Raw genomic sequence first — 15,574 nt, forward strand, 5'->3', positions numbered from 1 at the left:
GCACAGGCGGGCCGGAGGCGGACGGGTCTGATGTCGGTGGAGCGGGCCTCGCTGCTACCGGACCGGTTGGCGCGGCCTCGCTTGGCGCGGGCACAGGTGGTTCTGGCACAGGTGGTTCTGGCGCAGGTAGGCCAGGTGATCGCGTAGCCGCTGGGGGCGGCGTGGACGGAGCTGTGGCGACTGGTCCTGCGGCTGGAGGGTCGGCTGGTGGTGGTCCTGCGGCGGGCGGGTCGGGTGTCGGTGGCGCTGATGGGCGCGGGTCGGCGGGGCGGGCAGGAACGGCCGCTGGTGCGTCCGGCGAGCCGGGTGGCGGTCGGGAGTGGGCGGACGGAGCGGGGAGTGTTGCGCTGCGGGAGCCGCCTGAGTCGGAGTACGACGTGCCGCCGGGGGTGGATCCGTGGGAAGACGGCCGAGGAGGTGCGGCCCAACCGGTCCAGCCGGTCCAGGCGGCTCCGGTGGATCGGCGGGAGCAGGCGGCTAGTAAGCGGCGGGCGGCGGAGGCTGCGGTGGCGGCTGAGCAGGCTCGGGCTGCGGCGCGGGCGCCGGTTGTGCCTGAGGTGCCGTTGACGCCTGAGGAGGAAGCCGCCTCGATCGGTGAGGACGACGTGGTGCTGGATGACGATCCGCGGTCGCACACCGACCTGCTGCGGGAGACTCTTGGTGCGCAGATCATCACCGAAGAGCCGAACTGAGTTCAGCTGAAAGTCGCTCGCACAGGATCGTCCACAGCCAGGACTAGACCGGCACGGTGGGTGTCCACATCATCCACAACCCTGTGGGAAAGATGTCCACAAGGTTGTGGATAACTTTGGGGAGACTGGTCGGTTTCTGGGCGTGCGTGGGGTTGTCCGACCGACCGGCTAGTGTGGAGTCTCCGGTCGTCGGACGCGTGTCAGGGGCCGGGTAGGCAAGCTCGGGGCTCGGGAGAGCGGTTCGGACGAGGAGATCGCAGTGTTCGACGGTGGCGGTGCTGGGGGCTTCGACATGTCCAACCTGCTCGCGCAGGCGCAGGCGATGCAGAACCAGCTGATGGAAGCGCAGGCAGACCTCGAAGGTCAGGAGATCGAGGGGTCGGCCGGTGGCGGTTTGGTGACTGCCCTGGTGTCCGGCACGGGCGAGCTGCTCAGCCTGAACATCAAGAAAGAGGCCGTCGACCCGGACGACACCGAGACGCTGGCCGACCTGATCGTCGCCGCGGTCCGCGACGCCTCGGAGAACGCGAAGCAGGCTGCTGCTGCCGCGATGGGTCCGCTGGCCGGTGGACTGGGCGGCGCGTTCGGCGAGGGCGGCATCCCCGGTTTCGGCGGTGGAGCCCCGGCGCAGTCCGCGCCTGCCGGATTCGGGCTGCCGAGTGCGACGCCGCCTGCGGTAGAACCGGGCGACGACAGCACTGCGACCGAGCCGGGCAAGCCTGAGCCGAGCGGTCCGGCAGACGACGAGGGCCGTGCGCAGGCGTCCGAGGGGACCCATGGCTCGGATGACCAGAATCGTGGCGGCGTCGGGTTCGTGAACCCGGGGAGCGGGGCCGGCGCTTCCGGTCAGAACCCGGTCTGACGTGTACGAGGGTGCCGTTCAGGACCTCATCGACGAGCTGGGGCGGTTGCCCGGAGTGGGTCCGAAGTCCGCGCAGCGGATCGCGTTCCACCTGCTCGCGGCCGACGAGACCGACGTACGACGGCTTGCGCATGTGCTCGTGCAGGTCAAGGAGAAGGTCAAGTTCTGCGAGATCTGCGGCAATGTCTCGGAGGAAGTGCAGTGCCGGATCTGCCGTGACCCGCGCCGGGACCTGAGTCTGATCTGTGTGGTCGAAGAGGCCAAGGACGTGGTCGCGATCGAGCGCACCCGCGAGTTCCGCGGCCGGTACCACGTGCTCGGCGGGGCGATCTCGCCGATCGAGGGGATCGGGCCTGACGAACTCCACATCAAGGAACTGATGCAGCGGCTGGCCAGCGGTGAGGTGACCGAGATCATCCTGGCCACCGATCCGAACCTGGAGGGTGAGGCGACAGCCACCTACCTGAGCCGCCTGCTGCGGCCCATGGGGTTGCGCGTCACCCGTTTGGCTAGTGGACTTCCTGTAGGCGGTGACCTCGAGTACGCCGACGAGGTCACACTCGGACGGGCGTTTGAAGGGCGACGATCAATCGATGACTGAACCAACCGATATTGCAGAGCGCGCATTGGCCACGGACTCCGAGGACCTCACCGAGTTCGCCGAACAGATCGCCGACCAGGTCCGGAGCTTCCTGATCTCGGTGCGCGACATCGCCGCGCAGCCGGACGAGGACGGGGTCGACGAAGGCCTCGCCTCGCTGCCGTACCTGCTGCTCGAGGTCAGCCAGCTGCTGCTCGCGGGCGGCCGACTGGGCGCGTTCGAGGACTTCGTTCCGGAGGAGCGGTTCGAGAGCGACGCCGGTCCGGACCCGGACCTGGACGCGATGCGGGACCGTCTCGCGGTGCTGTTCGAGGGCCTCGACGAGTACGCCGAGGTCTTCGACCCGTACGCCGCTCCGCCGGAGATCACCGTGAACCGGCTCTCCGACGACCTGACCGCGATCGCGACCGACCTCGTGCACGGCCTCGCGCACTACGAGGACGGCCGGGTCGTCGAGGCGCTGTGGTGGTGGCAGTTCTCGTACGTCTCCACGTGGGGCGCGGCTGCGAGCGCCGTACTGCGGGCCATTCAGTCGCTGATCGCGCACGACCGGCTCGAGCCGGCGCACGACGCGGAGACCGAGGCGACCGATCGTGAACTCGTCGAGGTTGCCGAAGAGGCCGTCCAGCGCCGTTGACCACGGAGTGTCTGTTCATGAGGTGATCCGGCGGTTGCCGGATGTCGGTACGGTTCGGCGGGTCAGTCGGGCGTTGGCCGTGTTGGACCTGGTGCTCAACGAGGACGAGCGCACCAGGTACTACGAGTTCGACGCGCGCTGGTCCGAGACCGAAGAGGCCGCGTTGATGCGGAACGGGTCGGGGGACGAGTACTCGATCGTGTTCTCGCCGGACGGGGCGTTCGCGTACGGGTTCGACCATGAGTCGCCGATGTCGCCGTACGTGAATGATCAGAAGGTTTGGCCCGGCCTGCTTGAGGGTGTGCCGGAGGTGTTCCATGCGGCGCGGGACGACAAGGCGTTCAGCGATGAGGGCGTGCCGCGCGCGACGGTGTGCTTCTGGCGTACGGCCGATGACTCGGCCTGGCACTCCGGTCCGGTGGAGGACGTGGACCGCGATGGGGCTGATTGGATGTTCGAGCTGGTTGCTGATAGCCGGCCCGAGGCGTACCTGACGTTTGCCGAGGAGTACTACGAGGTGGCGCTCGACCTCGACGCGATCCGGCATGTGTATGCGCTGATGCCGTTGACGGAGTACGTCGTGACGTCGCTGAACAGGCAGCGACGACTGAGCGATCTCTCCGATGGGATCGCCGAGATCGGTTACCCGCGGTCCTGAAGCGCGTTAGCGTGTCGCCCGATGACAACGCATCCACACGATCCGGCCGTGGTCGGATCGTTCGCGATCCAGGGCCGGCTCGGTCGTGGGGCGATGGGTGCGGTCTACCTTGCGCGTTCGCCGGGCGGCCGGTTGGTCGCGGTGAAGGTTGTGCGCGAGGAGCTCTCCGATGATCCGGGGTTCCGGGCGCGGTTCGCGCGTGAGATCGACGCTGCGCGGAAGGTGAGTGGGGCGTTCACGGCGGCCGTTGTGGACGCTGATCCGGATGCGGATCGGCCGTGGCTTGCGACGGAGTACCTGCCGGGACCCACGCTGCAGAAGGCGATCGAGACCTCTGGACCGATGTCGCCGGGTGGTGTGCAGTCGCTCGCGAGTGGTTTGGCCGAGGCGTTGATGGCGATTCACGCGAGCGGTGTCGTGCATCGCGATCTGAAGCCGTCGAACATCGTGCTGACCGACAACGGGCCGCGGGTGATCGACTTCGGGATCGCTCGGGCGTTGGAGGAGGCGAGTCTTACTGCGACGGGGATGGTGATCGGGACGCCGGGCTATCTGTCGCCGGAGCAGATCACGGGGACGGGGATCGGGCCGGCGAGCGATCTGTTCGCGCTTGGTGCTGTGTTGGTGTTCGCGGCATCGGGGCGTGGTCCGTTCGCGACGGGGAATCCGGCGTCGATGCTGCACCGGATCGTGAACGAGCATCCACACATCCCGCCGCTCCCGGGGCCGCTGCATGACGTCGTACGCCGGTGCCTGGCGCGCGATCCCGCGCAACGCCCGACACCGATGGAAGTCCTGCATGCCCTAGGACCGCCGATACCAACAGCCCTCCTCAACCCACCCACGATCCCCATGTCACCCGCCACAAAGGTCCTCCCACCAACGGGACCTTTCCCGACGGCGCAGCTGCCCGATGGTGTGTCGCCGCCGAGCCCGCCTGCGGGGGCGGACGGCCCAGCCTGGTCGGCCGGTGCAGCGGCACCCAGTGGTCCCGCGGGGTCGGGTACCGCGGCATGGCCGGGTGGTGCGGCGGGGTTGGGCGGTGTGTCGGGGCCTGGTGGCGCACCGGCGCCCGCTGGTCCCGCGTGGGCGGCTGGCCCGGCCGGGCTGGGTGGTGCGGTGGACTCGGGCGGCGCGTCGGCCCCGGGTGGTCTGGCTTGGTCAGGTGGTGCGGCGGCACCGGGTGGTGTGGCAGGGCCGGGTGGTGTCGCAGGGCCGGGTGATGTGGCGGCACCGGGTGGTGTGGCGGGGCCGGGTGGTGTGGCGGGGCCGGGTGGTGTGGCTTGGTCGGGGGATGGGGCGGGGCCGGGCCGGGTGGGGGCTAGTTTTGCGAGCAGTCGAGCGCGACCGGGTTTGTTCGCGGGGATTTTCACGGTGCTTTGGCTTGCGTTTGTGCCGGTTGATCCGCAAGTGAAGGCGCTTCATCCTGTGTTGTCGACGTTGTCCGGGTTGGTCTCGTTGGTGTTTTTGTACTTTGCGGTTCGGCATTGGATTCTTGTGCTCAGGCCGAAGGTTGTGCTTCGGCTGTCTCCGCAGGGATTGACGGTCAAGCGCGCCTACCGCGAGGCGACCATCCCCTGGTACGGCGTCACGCGGCTCCATGTTGGTGGGGACAGCAAACGGCCCTGGCTGATCGCATGGCTTGAGCCGCAGTTCCAGAACCAGTTGCCTGTCTCGCATCGCCGCCACCACGGCGGGCTGCGGATCTACCCGATCGCTCATGGCTCCACGCAGGCCCGCCGTCGGACTCAGGTCAACGAGCTCCGCGCAGCCCTCAACTGGTACGCGGGTCGCATCCACGACAATTCCTACTGATGAACATTCGACCAGCCACCGCGGCCGACAGCGCCGCCATCGGCGACCTGCTCCAGCAGTCCTGGGGTAGTCACATCGCGGTCGCCCACGGCGTCGCGTACGACGCCACCACGCTGCCCGCCATCGTGGCCGAGGAGGACGGCCGGATCGTCGGCCTGCTCACCTACAACCTGCAGGACGACGAGCTGGAAGTCGTCACAATCGACGCGCCGGCCCAGCACCGCGGCGTCGGCACAGCCCTCCTGCAGGCCGCCACCGAAACAGCACAAGCAGCCGGAGCACGCCGCCTCTGGCTGATCACCACCAACGACAACCTCGACGCCCTCCGCTTCTACCAACGCCGCGGCCTGCGCATCGTCGAAGTCCGGCCCGGCGCCGTCGACGAGTCCCGCAAGCTCAAACCCACGATCCCACCGACCGGCGCCTACGGAATCCCGCTCCACGACGAACTCGTCCTCGAGCTGCTAATCGGGCAGCATCGGCATCTCTAGCCCCTGCCGCTTACCCAGCAGGATGCCCCGCGTAATGGCGTCCGTCCCGAACTTGTCCTTGACCTGATCGAGCGCCGAGTCGAGCTCATTGTTCGCCGCCTTGTCGAACGGCAGCGCCAACTGCAACGCCGCCTCGTTCTCCAGGTTGCCGACCGAAATGCCGATCATCGTGATCCCTTGAGCCGCGATCAGCGGTTGCGCAGCCCGGAGCAACGCCCGCGCCGTGATCAAAATCGCCCGCGTCTGATCCGTTGCCTGAGGCAACGTGTGCGATCGGGTCGCACGAGTGAAGTCGTCGAACCGCAGCCGCAGCGTGACCGTCCGGCCCGAGCGCCCCGCATTGCGCATCCGGCGCGAAACCCGGTCGACCAAGCCAGCCAGTACGGCGTCAAGCGTCGCCGGCGACTTCGGCGACCGCCCCAGCGCCCGCTGCGAACCGATCGACCGCCGCCGTCGCCCGACCTCGATCGGTCGCGGATCCCGGTTGTGCGCCAGCGCATGCAGATGCCGCCCGGACGCCCGCCCGAGCATCGCCACCAACGCCGCCTCGGGCAGGATCGCGACATCGCCAACCTTCGTGAGCCCCCGGCTGCGCAGCTTCTCCGCCGTCACGTCGCCGACACCCCACAGCCGCGAAACATCCAACGGATGCAGGAACTCCAGCTCCCGATCCGGTGCGACCTCGAGCAGCCCGTCAGGCTTCGCGACCCCGCTCGCCACCTTCGCCAGGAACTTCGTCCGCGCCACCCCGACCGTGATCGGCAGCCCGACCCGGGACAGCACCTCGGCCCCGCAACCGGCGCGCGATCTCCACCGGCGTACCGCGGATCTTCCGCAAGCCGCCCACGTCGAGGAACGCCTCGTCGATCGACAACCCCTCGACCAGCGGCGTCGTGTCCTCGAAGACCTTGAACACCGCCTTGCTGGCCTCGGAGTACGCGGACATCCGCGGCTCGACGACGATCGCGCCCGGACAGCGGCGCAGCGCCTGGCCTCCGTTCATCGCCGTACGCACGCCATAAGCCTTGGCCTCGTAGCTGCACGCGAGCACCACCCCCGCTCCCACGATCACCGGCCTGCCGCGCAGGCGTGGGTCGTCCCGCTGCTCGACCGACGCGTAGAACGCGTCGAGGTCGGCATGCAGGATCGTCGCTCCACCCAAGGGCACGAACACATGTTCGCATATACCACCGACAAAACGAGATAGGGAGAATTCCCGAAGCGGTGGCCGACGATGTCAGGAAAGAATGCACCGTATGGACCTGTCGGCGTACCGCGATCTCTGGAAGACCCACGGCGTGGTGGCGCTCCTGGCCTCGGCGCTGGTCGCGCGGATGCCGGTGCTGGCGACGATGGTCCCGTTGTCGTTCCTGGCGAAGGACGCCGCCGGCAACTTCGGCTGGGCCGGTGTGGTCGCCGGCGCCTACTCCGTCGGTACTGCGGTCGCCAGCGTGGTCTGGTCACGCATGGCCGACCGCAAGGGCGCACGCAAGGTCGTCATCGGCACAGGTATGGCCTGGGGCCTGTGGATGGCAGTGCTCGCGCTGATGCCGTACAGCTGGTACCGACTGCTCCCGATCGCCGCCGTGCTGGCCGGTGTGTTCGTCTCACCGGTCACCTCGGCCCTGCGCGCCAACTGGCCGCGGATAGTCCACGGCTCTCGTCTGCGAGCGGTCTACTCGCTGGACGCCACCGCGCAGGAGCTCCTGTTCGTCTTCGGCCCGATGCTCGGCGCACTGATGGTCAGCTTCGCCAGTCCGCGTGCCGGCCTCCTGGCGTGCGCAGTTACAGCAGCAGGAGCCATCTGGTGGTTCGGTATGAACCAGCGGACCGACGTACCGCACGACGAGACCGCCGGACCGCGTCCTACCGCCTGGCAGCTGATCTTCCACTCGCACCGCACGCCGATCCTGCTCGCCTGGGCCTGTCTGGTGATGGGGTTCGCGTCGATGTCGCTAGGCATGGTCGCCGTGGCCGATGAGCACGGCAACCGTTTGATTGCAGGCATTCTCGAGACGGTGGCCGCGGTGGGCAGTGTCACCGGCGGCATCATCAACGGCGCCCTCCCCGGCGGTCGTACGTCGGCAGTCTGGCGGCGGATGCTGGTGTTCACCGCGCTGGTAACGGTCTGCATCTTCGCCACGTCGTCCGTCCTCGCACTGGCGGTGGCGATGTTCGCAACGGGCTGCATGATCGCACCGACCGTCGCGGCGCTCTATGAGCGCGTAGGCACGCTCACACCGACCGCCGCGCACACCGAGATCTTCGGCTGGACGCAGAGCGGCGGCATGGTCGGTTCCGCGATCGGCTCAGCTGTCGCCGGTGCGGTGGTCGAGGCGTTCGGCGTCCGCTACGCGTGGGTCCTGACGGCTGGCCTCGCCGTACTCGCGACCCTGTCCCTGCTCCGCGTCCCGCCCCACCGTCCGGCCGAGACAAGCGCGGTGGAGGGTACGGCGGTTGCCGCGTAGCGCACGCGGTAGTTCGCCTCGAGTACGCCGCCATCCCGCGCGCACATCGAGATCAGTCGCAGCGGACGGCGATCCAGCAGCATGCCGCGACCCGCAGCGATCGGGTGGATGAGCAGCGAGACCTCGTCGATCAGACGCCACCGCAACAGCGAGCGGACCAGCGACAGACTGCCGATCACGTGCAGGTCGTCGCCGGGCACGGACTTCAAGGCAGCCAGCACGCGGCGAGTGTCGCCCAGAAGCATCTCGGTGCCGGGCCGGGCGACCACCGGACGGGATCCGATCACGAGGTTCCGGGTGTGCTCGAGCCCGGTCAGCGTTCCGGCGTACCGCTCGAACGTCTTGCGGCCGAGCAGGACGGTTCCGGCCCCGGTGACCAAGTCTCCGAGGGCCGGCTGGGGGTCGGACAGCCACTGCTCCGGCCGTTCGACGATGCCATCTTCGGACATGCACAGCCTGGCGACGATGTTCCGCATACCAAGCCTGATGCAGGTGATGGCCCGAAGGTTGTCAGTCTTTCCGGCGACCGCGGTGCAGTTCGGTCTCGAGGGCGTCGAGCCGGTTGATCCAGAACTTGCGGTACCGGTCCAGCCAGGTGTCGATCTCGCGCAGCGGGCCGGGGTCGACGGCGTACAGCCGCCGGGTGCCGTCGACAGTCACGGTCGCGAACCCGTTGTCGCGCAGTACCCGCAGATGCTGCGAGACGGCCGGCTGGCTGATGCCGAACTCCGCGCCGATCGTGCCGGCGATACTGCCGGCCGGCAGCTCGCCGTCGGCGAGCAGCTCAAGGATCCGGCGCCGGACCGGATCGCCGAGGATGTCGAACGCGTGCACCGGACAAGTATTTCAGCGATGACTTATATGAACAAGTCACCGGAGGGTTTGCGGTTGGCGACGACCCGGCGCGGGGAACCTTCCGGTACTGACAGTGATCTGCCGGACGGGGCAGCTCGGGTGATGGTCAGCCGGTAGGCAACGGTCAGGTCACGGCTAGAATGACCGCGAGACTACGCCTGGTGCAACGCCGCACGGCGTACCGCAACCAGTGGTTTGAGGAGAAACACTGTGGGACGCGTCGTACACAAGTACGGCGGTTCTTCGGTCGCCGACGCCGATTGCATCAAGCGCGTGGCCCAACGGATCGTCGCGACAAAGAAGGCCGGGAACGACGTCGTAGTGGTGATCTCCGCCATGGGCGACACCACCGACGAACTGATGGACCTGGCCCAGCAGGTCTCTCCGCTGCCCCCGCCGCGCGAGCTGGACATGCTGCTCACCTCGGGTGAGCGGATCTCCGCCGCGCTGCTGGCGATGGCGATCGCCAACCTGGGGTACGAAGCCCGCAGCTTCACCGGTTCGCAGGCCGGCGTGATCACGACGTCCGCGCACGGCAACGCGCGCATCATCGACATCACCCCGGGCCGGATCGAGGGTGCCCTCGGCGAGGGCCATATCGCGATCGTGGCCGGTTTCCAGGGCGTCGCCCAGGACACCAAGGACATCACCACGATGGGCCGCGGCGCGTCCGACACGACCGCGGTGGCGCTGGCCGCCGCGCTCGAGGCGGACTACTGCGAGATCTACACCGACGTGGACGGCATCTTCACCGCGGACCCGCGGATCGTGCCGGCCGCCAAGCACATCCCGAAGATCTCCTACGAGGAGATGCTCGAGATGGCCGCCTGCGGCGCCAAGGTGCTCCACCTGCGTTGCGTCGAGTACGCGCGGCGCTACAACGTCCCCGTCCACGTGCGTTCCTCCTTCTCGCAGAAGGAAGGCACCTGGGTCGTCGATGCCAAGGAAATGGATGAGATGGAACAGGCGATAATCTCCGGCGTGGTCCAGGACCGCAACGAGGCCAAGATCACGGTCGTCGGCGTACCGGACAAGCCGGGTGAGGCGGCCCGGATCTTCGAGACGGTCGCCGGCGCCGAGACCAACATCGACATGATCGTGCAGAACGTCTCGGCGGTCGCCACCAACCGCACCGACATCTCGTTCACGCTGCCCCGCGTCGACGGCGCCCGGGCGATGTCCGCCCTGGCCCGGATGAAGGACGAGGTGGGCTACGAGCAGTTGCTGTACGACGACCAGATCGGCAAGGTCTCGGTCGTCGGTGTCGGAATGCGCTCGCACCCGGGCGTTTCGGCGAAGTTCTTCTCCGCGCTGGCCGACGCCGGCGTGAACATCGAGATGATCTCCACCTCGGAGATCCGGATCTCGGTAGTCGTGGACGAGAACCTGGTGGATGCTGCCGTGACCGCGGCGCACACCGCATTCGATCTGGACGACGAGCACACCCAGGCTGTCGTGTACGGAGGAACTGGACGGTGACCCCTGTGAGCGCTGTGGAGAACACGATCGAGGACCGGGCGGGCCTGCCATCGCTGGCGGTGGTCGGTGCGACCGGAGCCGTCGGGTCGGTGATGCTGACCCTGCTCTCGACCAGGGAGAACGTCTGGGGAGAGATCCGGCTGATCGCGTCCGAGCGCTCCGCGGGTAAGCGGTTGAAGGTCCGCGGCGAGGAGGTCGAGGTCGTCGCGATCAGCGAGGACGCCTTCGACGGTATCGACGTGGCGATGTTCGACGTACCGGACGAGGTGTCCGCGCACTGGGCGCCGATCGCGGCCGCCAAGGGCGCGGTCGTGGTGGACAACTCGGGCGCGTTCCGGATGGACCCGGACGTCCCGCTGGTGGTCCCGGAGGTGAACGCCGAAGCGGCCCGGAACCGGCCGAAGGGCATCATTTCGAACCCGAACTGCACGACGCTGTCGATGATCGTGGCGATGGGCGCGCTGCACCACCGCTACGAGCTCGAGCAGCTCGTCGTCGCGTCGTACCAGGCCGCGTCCGGCGCCGGCCAGGCCGGTATCGACGCGCTGTACGACCAGCTGACGAAGGTGTCCGGCAACCGCGAGCTCGGCAGCTCGCCGGGCGACGTACGCCGGGTTGTCGGCAACGACCTCGGCCCGTTCCCGGCGCCGCTCGCGCTGAACGTCGTACCGTGGGCCGGCTCGCTCAAGGACGACGGCTGGTCCTCCGAGGAGCTGAAGGTCCGCAACGAGTCGCGCAAGATCCTCGGCCTGCCGGATCTGAAGGTGTCCGCGACCTGTGTGCGGGTCCCGGTCGTCACCACGCACTCGTTGTCGGTGCACGCGCGGTTCGTCCAGGAGGTCGACGCCGACGGTGCCCGAGAGGTACTGCGGGACGCTCCCGGCGTACTGCTGTTCGACAACCCGGCCGAGGGCGAGTTCCCGACACCGGCCGATGTCGTCGGCACCGACCCGACCTGGGTCGGCCGGATCCGCAAGTCCCTCGACGACCCGAACGAGCTCGAACTGTTCGTCTGCGGCGACAACCTCCGCAAGGGCGCGGCGCTGAACACCGCGCAGATCGCCGAGGTCGTCGCTAAGGAGTTCGCGCCGGCAAAGGCGTAGAAGAACGGTCGAAGGCCCGCACAGCGCTGCTGTGCGGGCCTTCTGCGCGTTCTAGAGCCAGTTCTCGCGAGCTGCGTGCAGGGCGAGCTGGAAGCGGGTGCTGGCGCCGGTGCGGTTCATCAGGCGTTCGAGGTACCGGAAGAACGTGCGGCGGCTGATGCCGAGCGTGCGGGCGATGGTGTCGTCCGCGGCGCCGGTGGCCAGCAGCGCGAGCAGGCGGCGCTCGATCGGCTCCAGGCGGTCGTCCTCGGTGCCGACCGAGGCGTGCAGCGGCAGCGCGTTGCGCCAGCACAGCTCGAACATCCCGATCAGCGCCGACAGCAGGCTGCTCGGCCGGATGATCAGCAGCGACCGGTTCACGTCGGTGTCGCGCGCCGACATCGACACGAACGCGATCGAGCCGTCGATGATCGTCAGCTTCGCCGGTACGTCGGGCAGCACCCGGGCCTGCTCGCCGGCCTCCACGCACGGGAGGATGTTCTCGGTCAGGTACCCGGGCACCTCGACCGATTCGGGCGAGTAGACGATCCGGTACGAGACGCCGCGCCGGAGGTGCTCGATCTCCTCCTGGTTCGGGCCGCCGATGTAGTACGGCGGGGAGTCGATCGCCAGGATCTCGCGCTGCACACCGCCCTTGATCTGGTGGATCCGCTCGACGATCGCGCTGCCGGTGACGACCTCGATCAGGTGCGTGGTCGACTCGTTGTGCACGGTACGGCGGAACTCGTCGTACGCGTTCAGGACCTCGATCCGGGCCTGCTTCAGCTCGGACTCCCGGCGCAGCGTCATCGCCTCCAGGCCCGCGTCCGGGGGCACCGGAAGGTAGCGGGAGTGGTCCGAGCCGGAGCGGCGGGCCAGACCGGCCTGCACGAGTCCGCTCAGGATGGAGTCGATCGAGCGTTCCCGGTCCGGGACCGCCTCATCCAGTTCGGTGATCGACGACGGTCCGGTCCGCAGCAGATGCTGGTAGACCTCGATCTCGTCGTCGTTGAGCCCGAGCACCTTCAAATGGTCGGCACGCTCCGTGTCCGTAGTGCTCACAACGCTCCCCTCCCTTCCCAGTGCTGTCACCGTCCGCTACCGTCCCTCAAGCGTAGATGGGGCGGTCCAATGCCGTCGGCACGTTCCGTGTCGACGTGTATGCGCCCAGCGATATTTGTTGTCCGATCAACATTCTTGTGCCGTGTCACCATCTGGCCACCATTTCCGCGCAGTTGTGAGCGAGAATTGAGGTCCAGCAGCCCGGCGACGGACCACCTGAGCGCCGCCGGGCTGCTGTTCCAATTCTGGCCCGAGTTGGCTGTCTCGTCAGCGGAGCCTGTTTCGGTTGGGTCTCGATCCCGGCGCATCGGTGCCCTCGCACTTCCGTGCCATCACCGGCTGTGCTGAAGGGTGTACAAACTGTGGCATCTCCAATCGTGAGGCCGATCAGGAGGAGAGCCCGATGCGACCGGTTCCGCCGTGTGCCGCCGCCCCTCGTGTCGGTGCTGCCGTCCCCAGCGCGCTGGCATCTTTGCAGGGATTCCAGCTAGCGCTGTCCTCCGCCGGCCTCCGGTCCCTCCCCACACCAGCTGCGCGCACCTGCCGGCGTCCGCAGCCGCTCTGGGGACGGACCAGAGGTGCGATGACCGCCGCCCTGGTCATCGTGCCGGTTGATCCGGCACGGCCCGCGTCCGCTTCCGCCCAGCGCGGACGCCGCCCCGGATCGATGGTGGAACCCCGGGAGGTGCAGACCGGTGCTCCGTGGATGGTGAGGCTGTCCATGGGGAGCGCGGATGTGATGTTGCGCGTCACGTCCTCCGTCCGGCTCGCTCCGGCCAGGAAGCATCTTCCGGGGTCCTGCCGATAACACCCGTCCCCTGTGACCACAGCAGTCACGGGACCGGTGTGGCAGGTCACGTCAACTTCGCATCGGTGCGTAGCGTCGTACCTGATGAATTGACGGCGATTTGACTTGGCTGCAAGGCGTTTTGGTCGGTGCCGCATGTCAAATGTATATTCCGGATAACGATCGGCGAAGGACGACTCAGGTGTTGCTGACGCAGTGTCGTACGGGGTTTCGTAGCCGTCTGTACGTCGTTGCTCACTAAGGAGGACCGCTGTGTCGTCGGCGTTGAAGCCGATCCGCTACTCTGCTTCCCGGTCTGCGTGGCACGCCGCCGTACCCCGGGCGGCAGTCGCCGAAACCCAGGTGCTCGGCCACGTGGATCCAACTTTCCGGCAGAGAGAGGCGTCGCCTGAATGAACGCGACTAGCGTCGACGAGGAGTTCAACCCGTCGGTGCACGTGTACGAACCACACCGGGTCGGCCTGCCGGCCCTGCGCCCGTACTTCAAGGCGCTGTGGCAGCGGAGAGAGTTCGCAGCGGAGATGTCCCGGACCAACATCCGGGGTGCGCACACGAACACCTTCTTCGGCCAGGTGTGGCTGGTGCTGAACCCGCTGTTGCTCGCCTTGGTCTATTACCTGCTCACCGACATCATCGCCGGTGGCGCAACGAAGGTGGACGCCGGCCTGCGGTTCGCTCACATGTGCGGCGGCCTGTTCGCCTTCTACTACTTCTCGGGTGCGATGACGGCCGGTGCGGCCAGCGTGGTCGGCGGCGGCAAGCTGCTGATGAACCAGTCGTTCCCGCGGATGCTGCTCCCGCTGTCCGCGGTGCGGACGGCGTTCTTCCGCTTCCTGCCGACGCTGGTCGTGTATCTCGCGATCCACGTCATCGTGGGGCTGAAGCTGCACTGGCAGATGCTGCTGGCACCGGTGTTCCTGGTGCTGCTGACGATCTTTGCCGCAGGCATGGGAATGATCTTCGCCGCCCTGCAGGTGTACTTCCGCGACACCACCAGCTTCCTGCCGTACTTCGTGCGCATCTGGCTGTACATGTCACCGGTGCTCTGGTTCGCCGAGCAGGCGCCGGCGAAGTTCAAGGGCTTCATCCAGTACAACCCGCTGTACTCGCTGCTGGGTGGCTGGACCGACCTGCTCGTCAAGGGCCACATCCCCGAGTGGAAGATGTGGGCCGGCGCCGTGGTGTTCGCGCTCGCCGCGTTCGTGATCGGCTCGTTGTTCTTCATGTCGAGGGAGCGTGAGTTCGTTGTCCGTCTCTGAGACCGAGAAGAAGCCGATGCAGAAGAGCCCGTCGGACATCCCCGCCGTCAAGGTGCAGGACGTGTCGATCACCTACCGGACCACGTTCGAGCGGGTGCCGACCTTCAAGAGCGCGATCATCCGGCTCGGCCGCGGCGAGCGGGCGGTCCGCGAGGTCAAGGCCGTCCAGAACGTGTCCTTCGACGTCAACCACGGCACCACGATCGGCATCATCGGCGCGAACGGCGCCGGCAAGTCGACGCTGATGCGGGCGGTGGCCGGCATCCTGCCGCCGACGTCGGGCCGGATCGAGGTGCACGGCCGGGTCTCCACGCTGCTGTCGCTGGGCGTCGGCTTCAACGCCGCGCTGTCCGGCAAGGAGAACGTGGTGCTGGGCGGCCTGGCGGCCGGCCTGAGCCGCAAGGAGATCGAGGCCCGGTACGAGGAGATCGCCGAGTTCGCCGAGCTCGGTGACTTCATGGAGATGCCGATGCGGACGTACTCGTCCGGCATGTTCAGCCGGCTGGCGTTCTCCGTCGCGGTGCACATGGACCCCGACATCCTGCTGATCGACGAGGCGCTGTCCGCCGGTGACGCGTCGTTCAAGTCCAAGGCCGCGGCCAAGATGGGCGAACTGGTCTCGAACAGCCGGACCATGTTCCTGGTCAGCCACGCGATGAGCAGCGTGCGCGAGATGTGCAACGACTGCATCTGGTTGCACAAGGGCAAGCTGATGATGCGTGGCGAGCCCAACGAGGTCATCCAGGCCTACACGAAGTTCCTGCAGGTCGGCGAAGCGGAATCCGTCTCACTCGAGGACCTCTGA

At 67.7% G+C, this 15,574-nt stretch carries 16 protein-coding genes; 11 read left to right on the plus strand and 5 right to left on the minus strand.

Annotation, left to right across the window (positions count from 1 at the left end; all coding sequences use genetic code 11):
• Positions 1-951: 951 nt before the first annotated feature.
• The 6 genes from ACFWUU_RS30325 to ACFWUU_RS30350 are packed head-to-tail and all read left to right on the plus strand — an operon-like array spanning position 952 to position 5,756.
• Entirely contained in the window at positions 952-1,554 is a 603-nt protein-coding gene (locus ACFWUU_RS30325; RefSeq protein ID WP_380180551.1) for a YbaB/EbfC family nucleoid-associated protein, read from the plus strand.
• 1 nt (position 1,555) lies between these two features.
• Positions 1,556-2,155 (plus strand): recombination mediator RecR, encoded by a 600-nt coding sequence (gene recR, locus ACFWUU_RS30330; protein WP_137252073.1) that lies wholly within the window; start codon positions 1,556-1,558, stop codon positions 2,153-2,155.
• Positions 2,148-2,792, plus strand: coding sequence for a DUF5063 domain-containing protein (locus ACFWUU_RS30335; RefSeq protein ID WP_137252074.1), 645 nt, complete (start codon positions 2,148-2,150; stop codon positions 2,790-2,792). Before recR ends, ACFWUU_RS30335 begins: the two co-directional genes overlap by 8 nt.
• Positions 2,793-2,799: 7 nt before the next feature.
• Positions 2,800-3,450 carry a hypothetical protein gene (locus tag ACFWUU_RS30340; RefSeq protein WP_380180553.1) on the plus strand — a complete coding sequence of 217 codons (651 nt, stop codon included), beginning with the start codon at positions 2,800-2,802 and terminating at the stop codon, positions 3,448-3,450.
• A 21-nt stretch (positions 3,451-3,471) separates the two neighbouring features.
• A complete protein-coding gene (locus tag ACFWUU_RS30345) occupies positions 3,472-5,265 on the plus strand; it encodes a serine/threonine-protein kinase (protein WP_380180555.1) in 1,794 nt (597 codons plus the stop codon).
• Entirely contained in the window at positions 5,265-5,756 is a 492-nt protein-coding gene (locus tag ACFWUU_RS30350) for a GNAT family N-acetyltransferase (RefSeq protein WP_380180558.1), read from the plus strand. The genes ACFWUU_RS30345 and ACFWUU_RS30350 overlap by 1 nt, the downstream gene beginning before the upstream one ends.
• On the opposite strand, the gene ACFWUU_RS30355 is transcribed toward ACFWUU_RS30350, so the two are convergent.
• Together ACFWUU_RS30355 and ACFWUU_RS30360 are read right to left on the minus strand one after the other, a co-directional pair.
• Complete coding sequence (locus ACFWUU_RS30355) at positions 5,730-6,539, minus strand: hypothetical protein (protein ID WP_380180561.1); 810 nt, start codon at positions 6,537-6,539, stop codon at positions 5,730-5,732. The genes ACFWUU_RS30350 and ACFWUU_RS30355 overlap by 27 nt on opposite strands.
• Positions 6,451-6,924 (minus strand): hypothetical protein, encoded by a 474-nt coding sequence (locus ACFWUU_RS30360; RefSeq protein WP_380180563.1) that lies wholly within the window; start codon positions 6,922-6,924, stop codon positions 6,451-6,453. Before ACFWUU_RS30360 ends, ACFWUU_RS30355 begins: the two co-directional genes overlap by 89 nt.
• 88 nt (positions 6,925-7,012) lie before the next feature.
• On the opposite strand from ACFWUU_RS30360, the gene ACFWUU_RS30365 reads away from it, so the two are divergent.
• Complete coding sequence (locus ACFWUU_RS30365) at positions 7,013-8,224, plus strand: MFS transporter (protein ID WP_380180565.1); 1,212 nt, start codon at positions 7,013-7,015, stop codon at positions 8,222-8,224.
• Here the strand turns inward: ACFWUU_RS30365 and ACFWUU_RS30370 are convergent.
• Complete coding sequence (locus tag ACFWUU_RS30370) at positions 8,107-8,700, minus strand: dihydrofolate reductase family protein (RefSeq protein ID WP_380180567.1); 594 nt, start codon at positions 8,698-8,700, stop codon at positions 8,107-8,109. The genes ACFWUU_RS30365 and ACFWUU_RS30370 overlap by 118 nt on opposite strands.
• 34 nt (positions 8,701-8,734) lie before the next feature.
• Positions 8,735-9,058, minus strand: coding sequence for a helix-turn-helix transcriptional regulator (locus tag ACFWUU_RS30375; protein ID WP_130445872.1), 324 nt, complete (start codon positions 9,056-9,058; stop codon positions 8,735-8,737).
• A gap of 231 nt (positions 9,059-9,289) precedes the next feature.
• Here ACFWUU_RS30375 and ACFWUU_RS30380 point away from each other — a divergent pair, with 231 nt between their 5' ends.
• Positions 9,290-10,558, plus strand: a complete 1,269-nt coding sequence (locus ACFWUU_RS30380; protein ID WP_137252081.1) for an aspartate kinase — start codon at positions 9,290-9,292, stop codon at positions 10,556-10,558.
• Entirely contained in the window at positions 10,555-11,661 is a 1,107-nt protein-coding gene (locus ACFWUU_RS30385) for an aspartate-semialdehyde dehydrogenase (protein WP_202877510.1), read from the plus strand. Before ACFWUU_RS30380 ends, ACFWUU_RS30385 begins: the two co-directional genes overlap by 4 nt.
• 51 nt (positions 11,662-11,712) lie before the next feature.
• On the opposite strand, the gene ACFWUU_RS30390 is transcribed toward ACFWUU_RS30385, so the two are convergent.
• Positions 11,713-12,702 carry a helix-turn-helix domain-containing protein gene (locus ACFWUU_RS30390; protein WP_137252082.1) on the minus strand — a complete coding sequence of 330 codons (990 nt, stop codon included), beginning with the start codon at positions 12,700-12,702 and terminating at the stop codon, positions 11,713-11,715.
• Positions 12,703-13,902: 1,200 nt separating this feature from the next.
• On the opposite strand from ACFWUU_RS30390, the gene ACFWUU_RS30395 reads away from it, so the two are divergent.
• Positions 13,903-14,769, plus strand: a complete 867-nt coding sequence (locus ACFWUU_RS30395; RefSeq protein WP_137252083.1) for an ABC transporter permease — start codon at positions 13,903-13,905, stop codon at positions 14,767-14,769.
• Positions 14,756-15,574, plus strand: coding sequence for an ABC transporter ATP-binding protein (locus ACFWUU_RS30400; protein ID WP_233714436.1), 819 nt, complete (start codon positions 14,756-14,758; stop codon positions 15,572-15,574). Before ACFWUU_RS30395 ends, ACFWUU_RS30400 begins: the two co-directional genes overlap by 14 nt.

The organism is Kribbella sp. NPDC058693, assembly GCF_042715335.1.
GTDB lineage: Bacteria > Actinomycetota > Actinomycetes > Propionibacteriales > Kribbellaceae > Kribbella > Kribbella jiaozuonensis.

Coding starts and splice junctions, on each gene's coding strand:
- ACFWUU_RS30335 (WP_137252074.1), top strand. CDS start 2,148: ATGACTGAACCAACCGATATTGCAGAGCGCGCATTGGCCACGGACTCC.
- ACFWUU_RS30350 (WP_380180558.1), top strand. CDS start 5,265: ATGAACATTCGACCAGCCACCGCGGCCGACAGCGCCGCCATCGGCGAC.
- ACFWUU_RS30370 (WP_380180567.1), bottom strand. CDS start 8,700: ATGCGGAACATCGTCGCCAGGCTGTGCATGTCCGAAGATGGCATCGTC.
- ACFWUU_RS30395 (WP_137252083.1), top strand. CDS start 13,903: ATGAACGCGACTAGCGTCGACGAGGAGTTCAACCCGTCGGTGCACGTG.
- ACFWUU_RS30345 (WP_380180555.1), top strand. CDS start 3,472: ATGACAACGCATCCACACGATCCGGCCGTGGTCGGATCGTTCGCGATC.
- ACFWUU_RS30365 (WP_380180565.1), top strand. CDS start 7,013: ATGGACCTGTCGGCGTACCGCGATCTCTGGAAGACCCACGGCGTGGTG.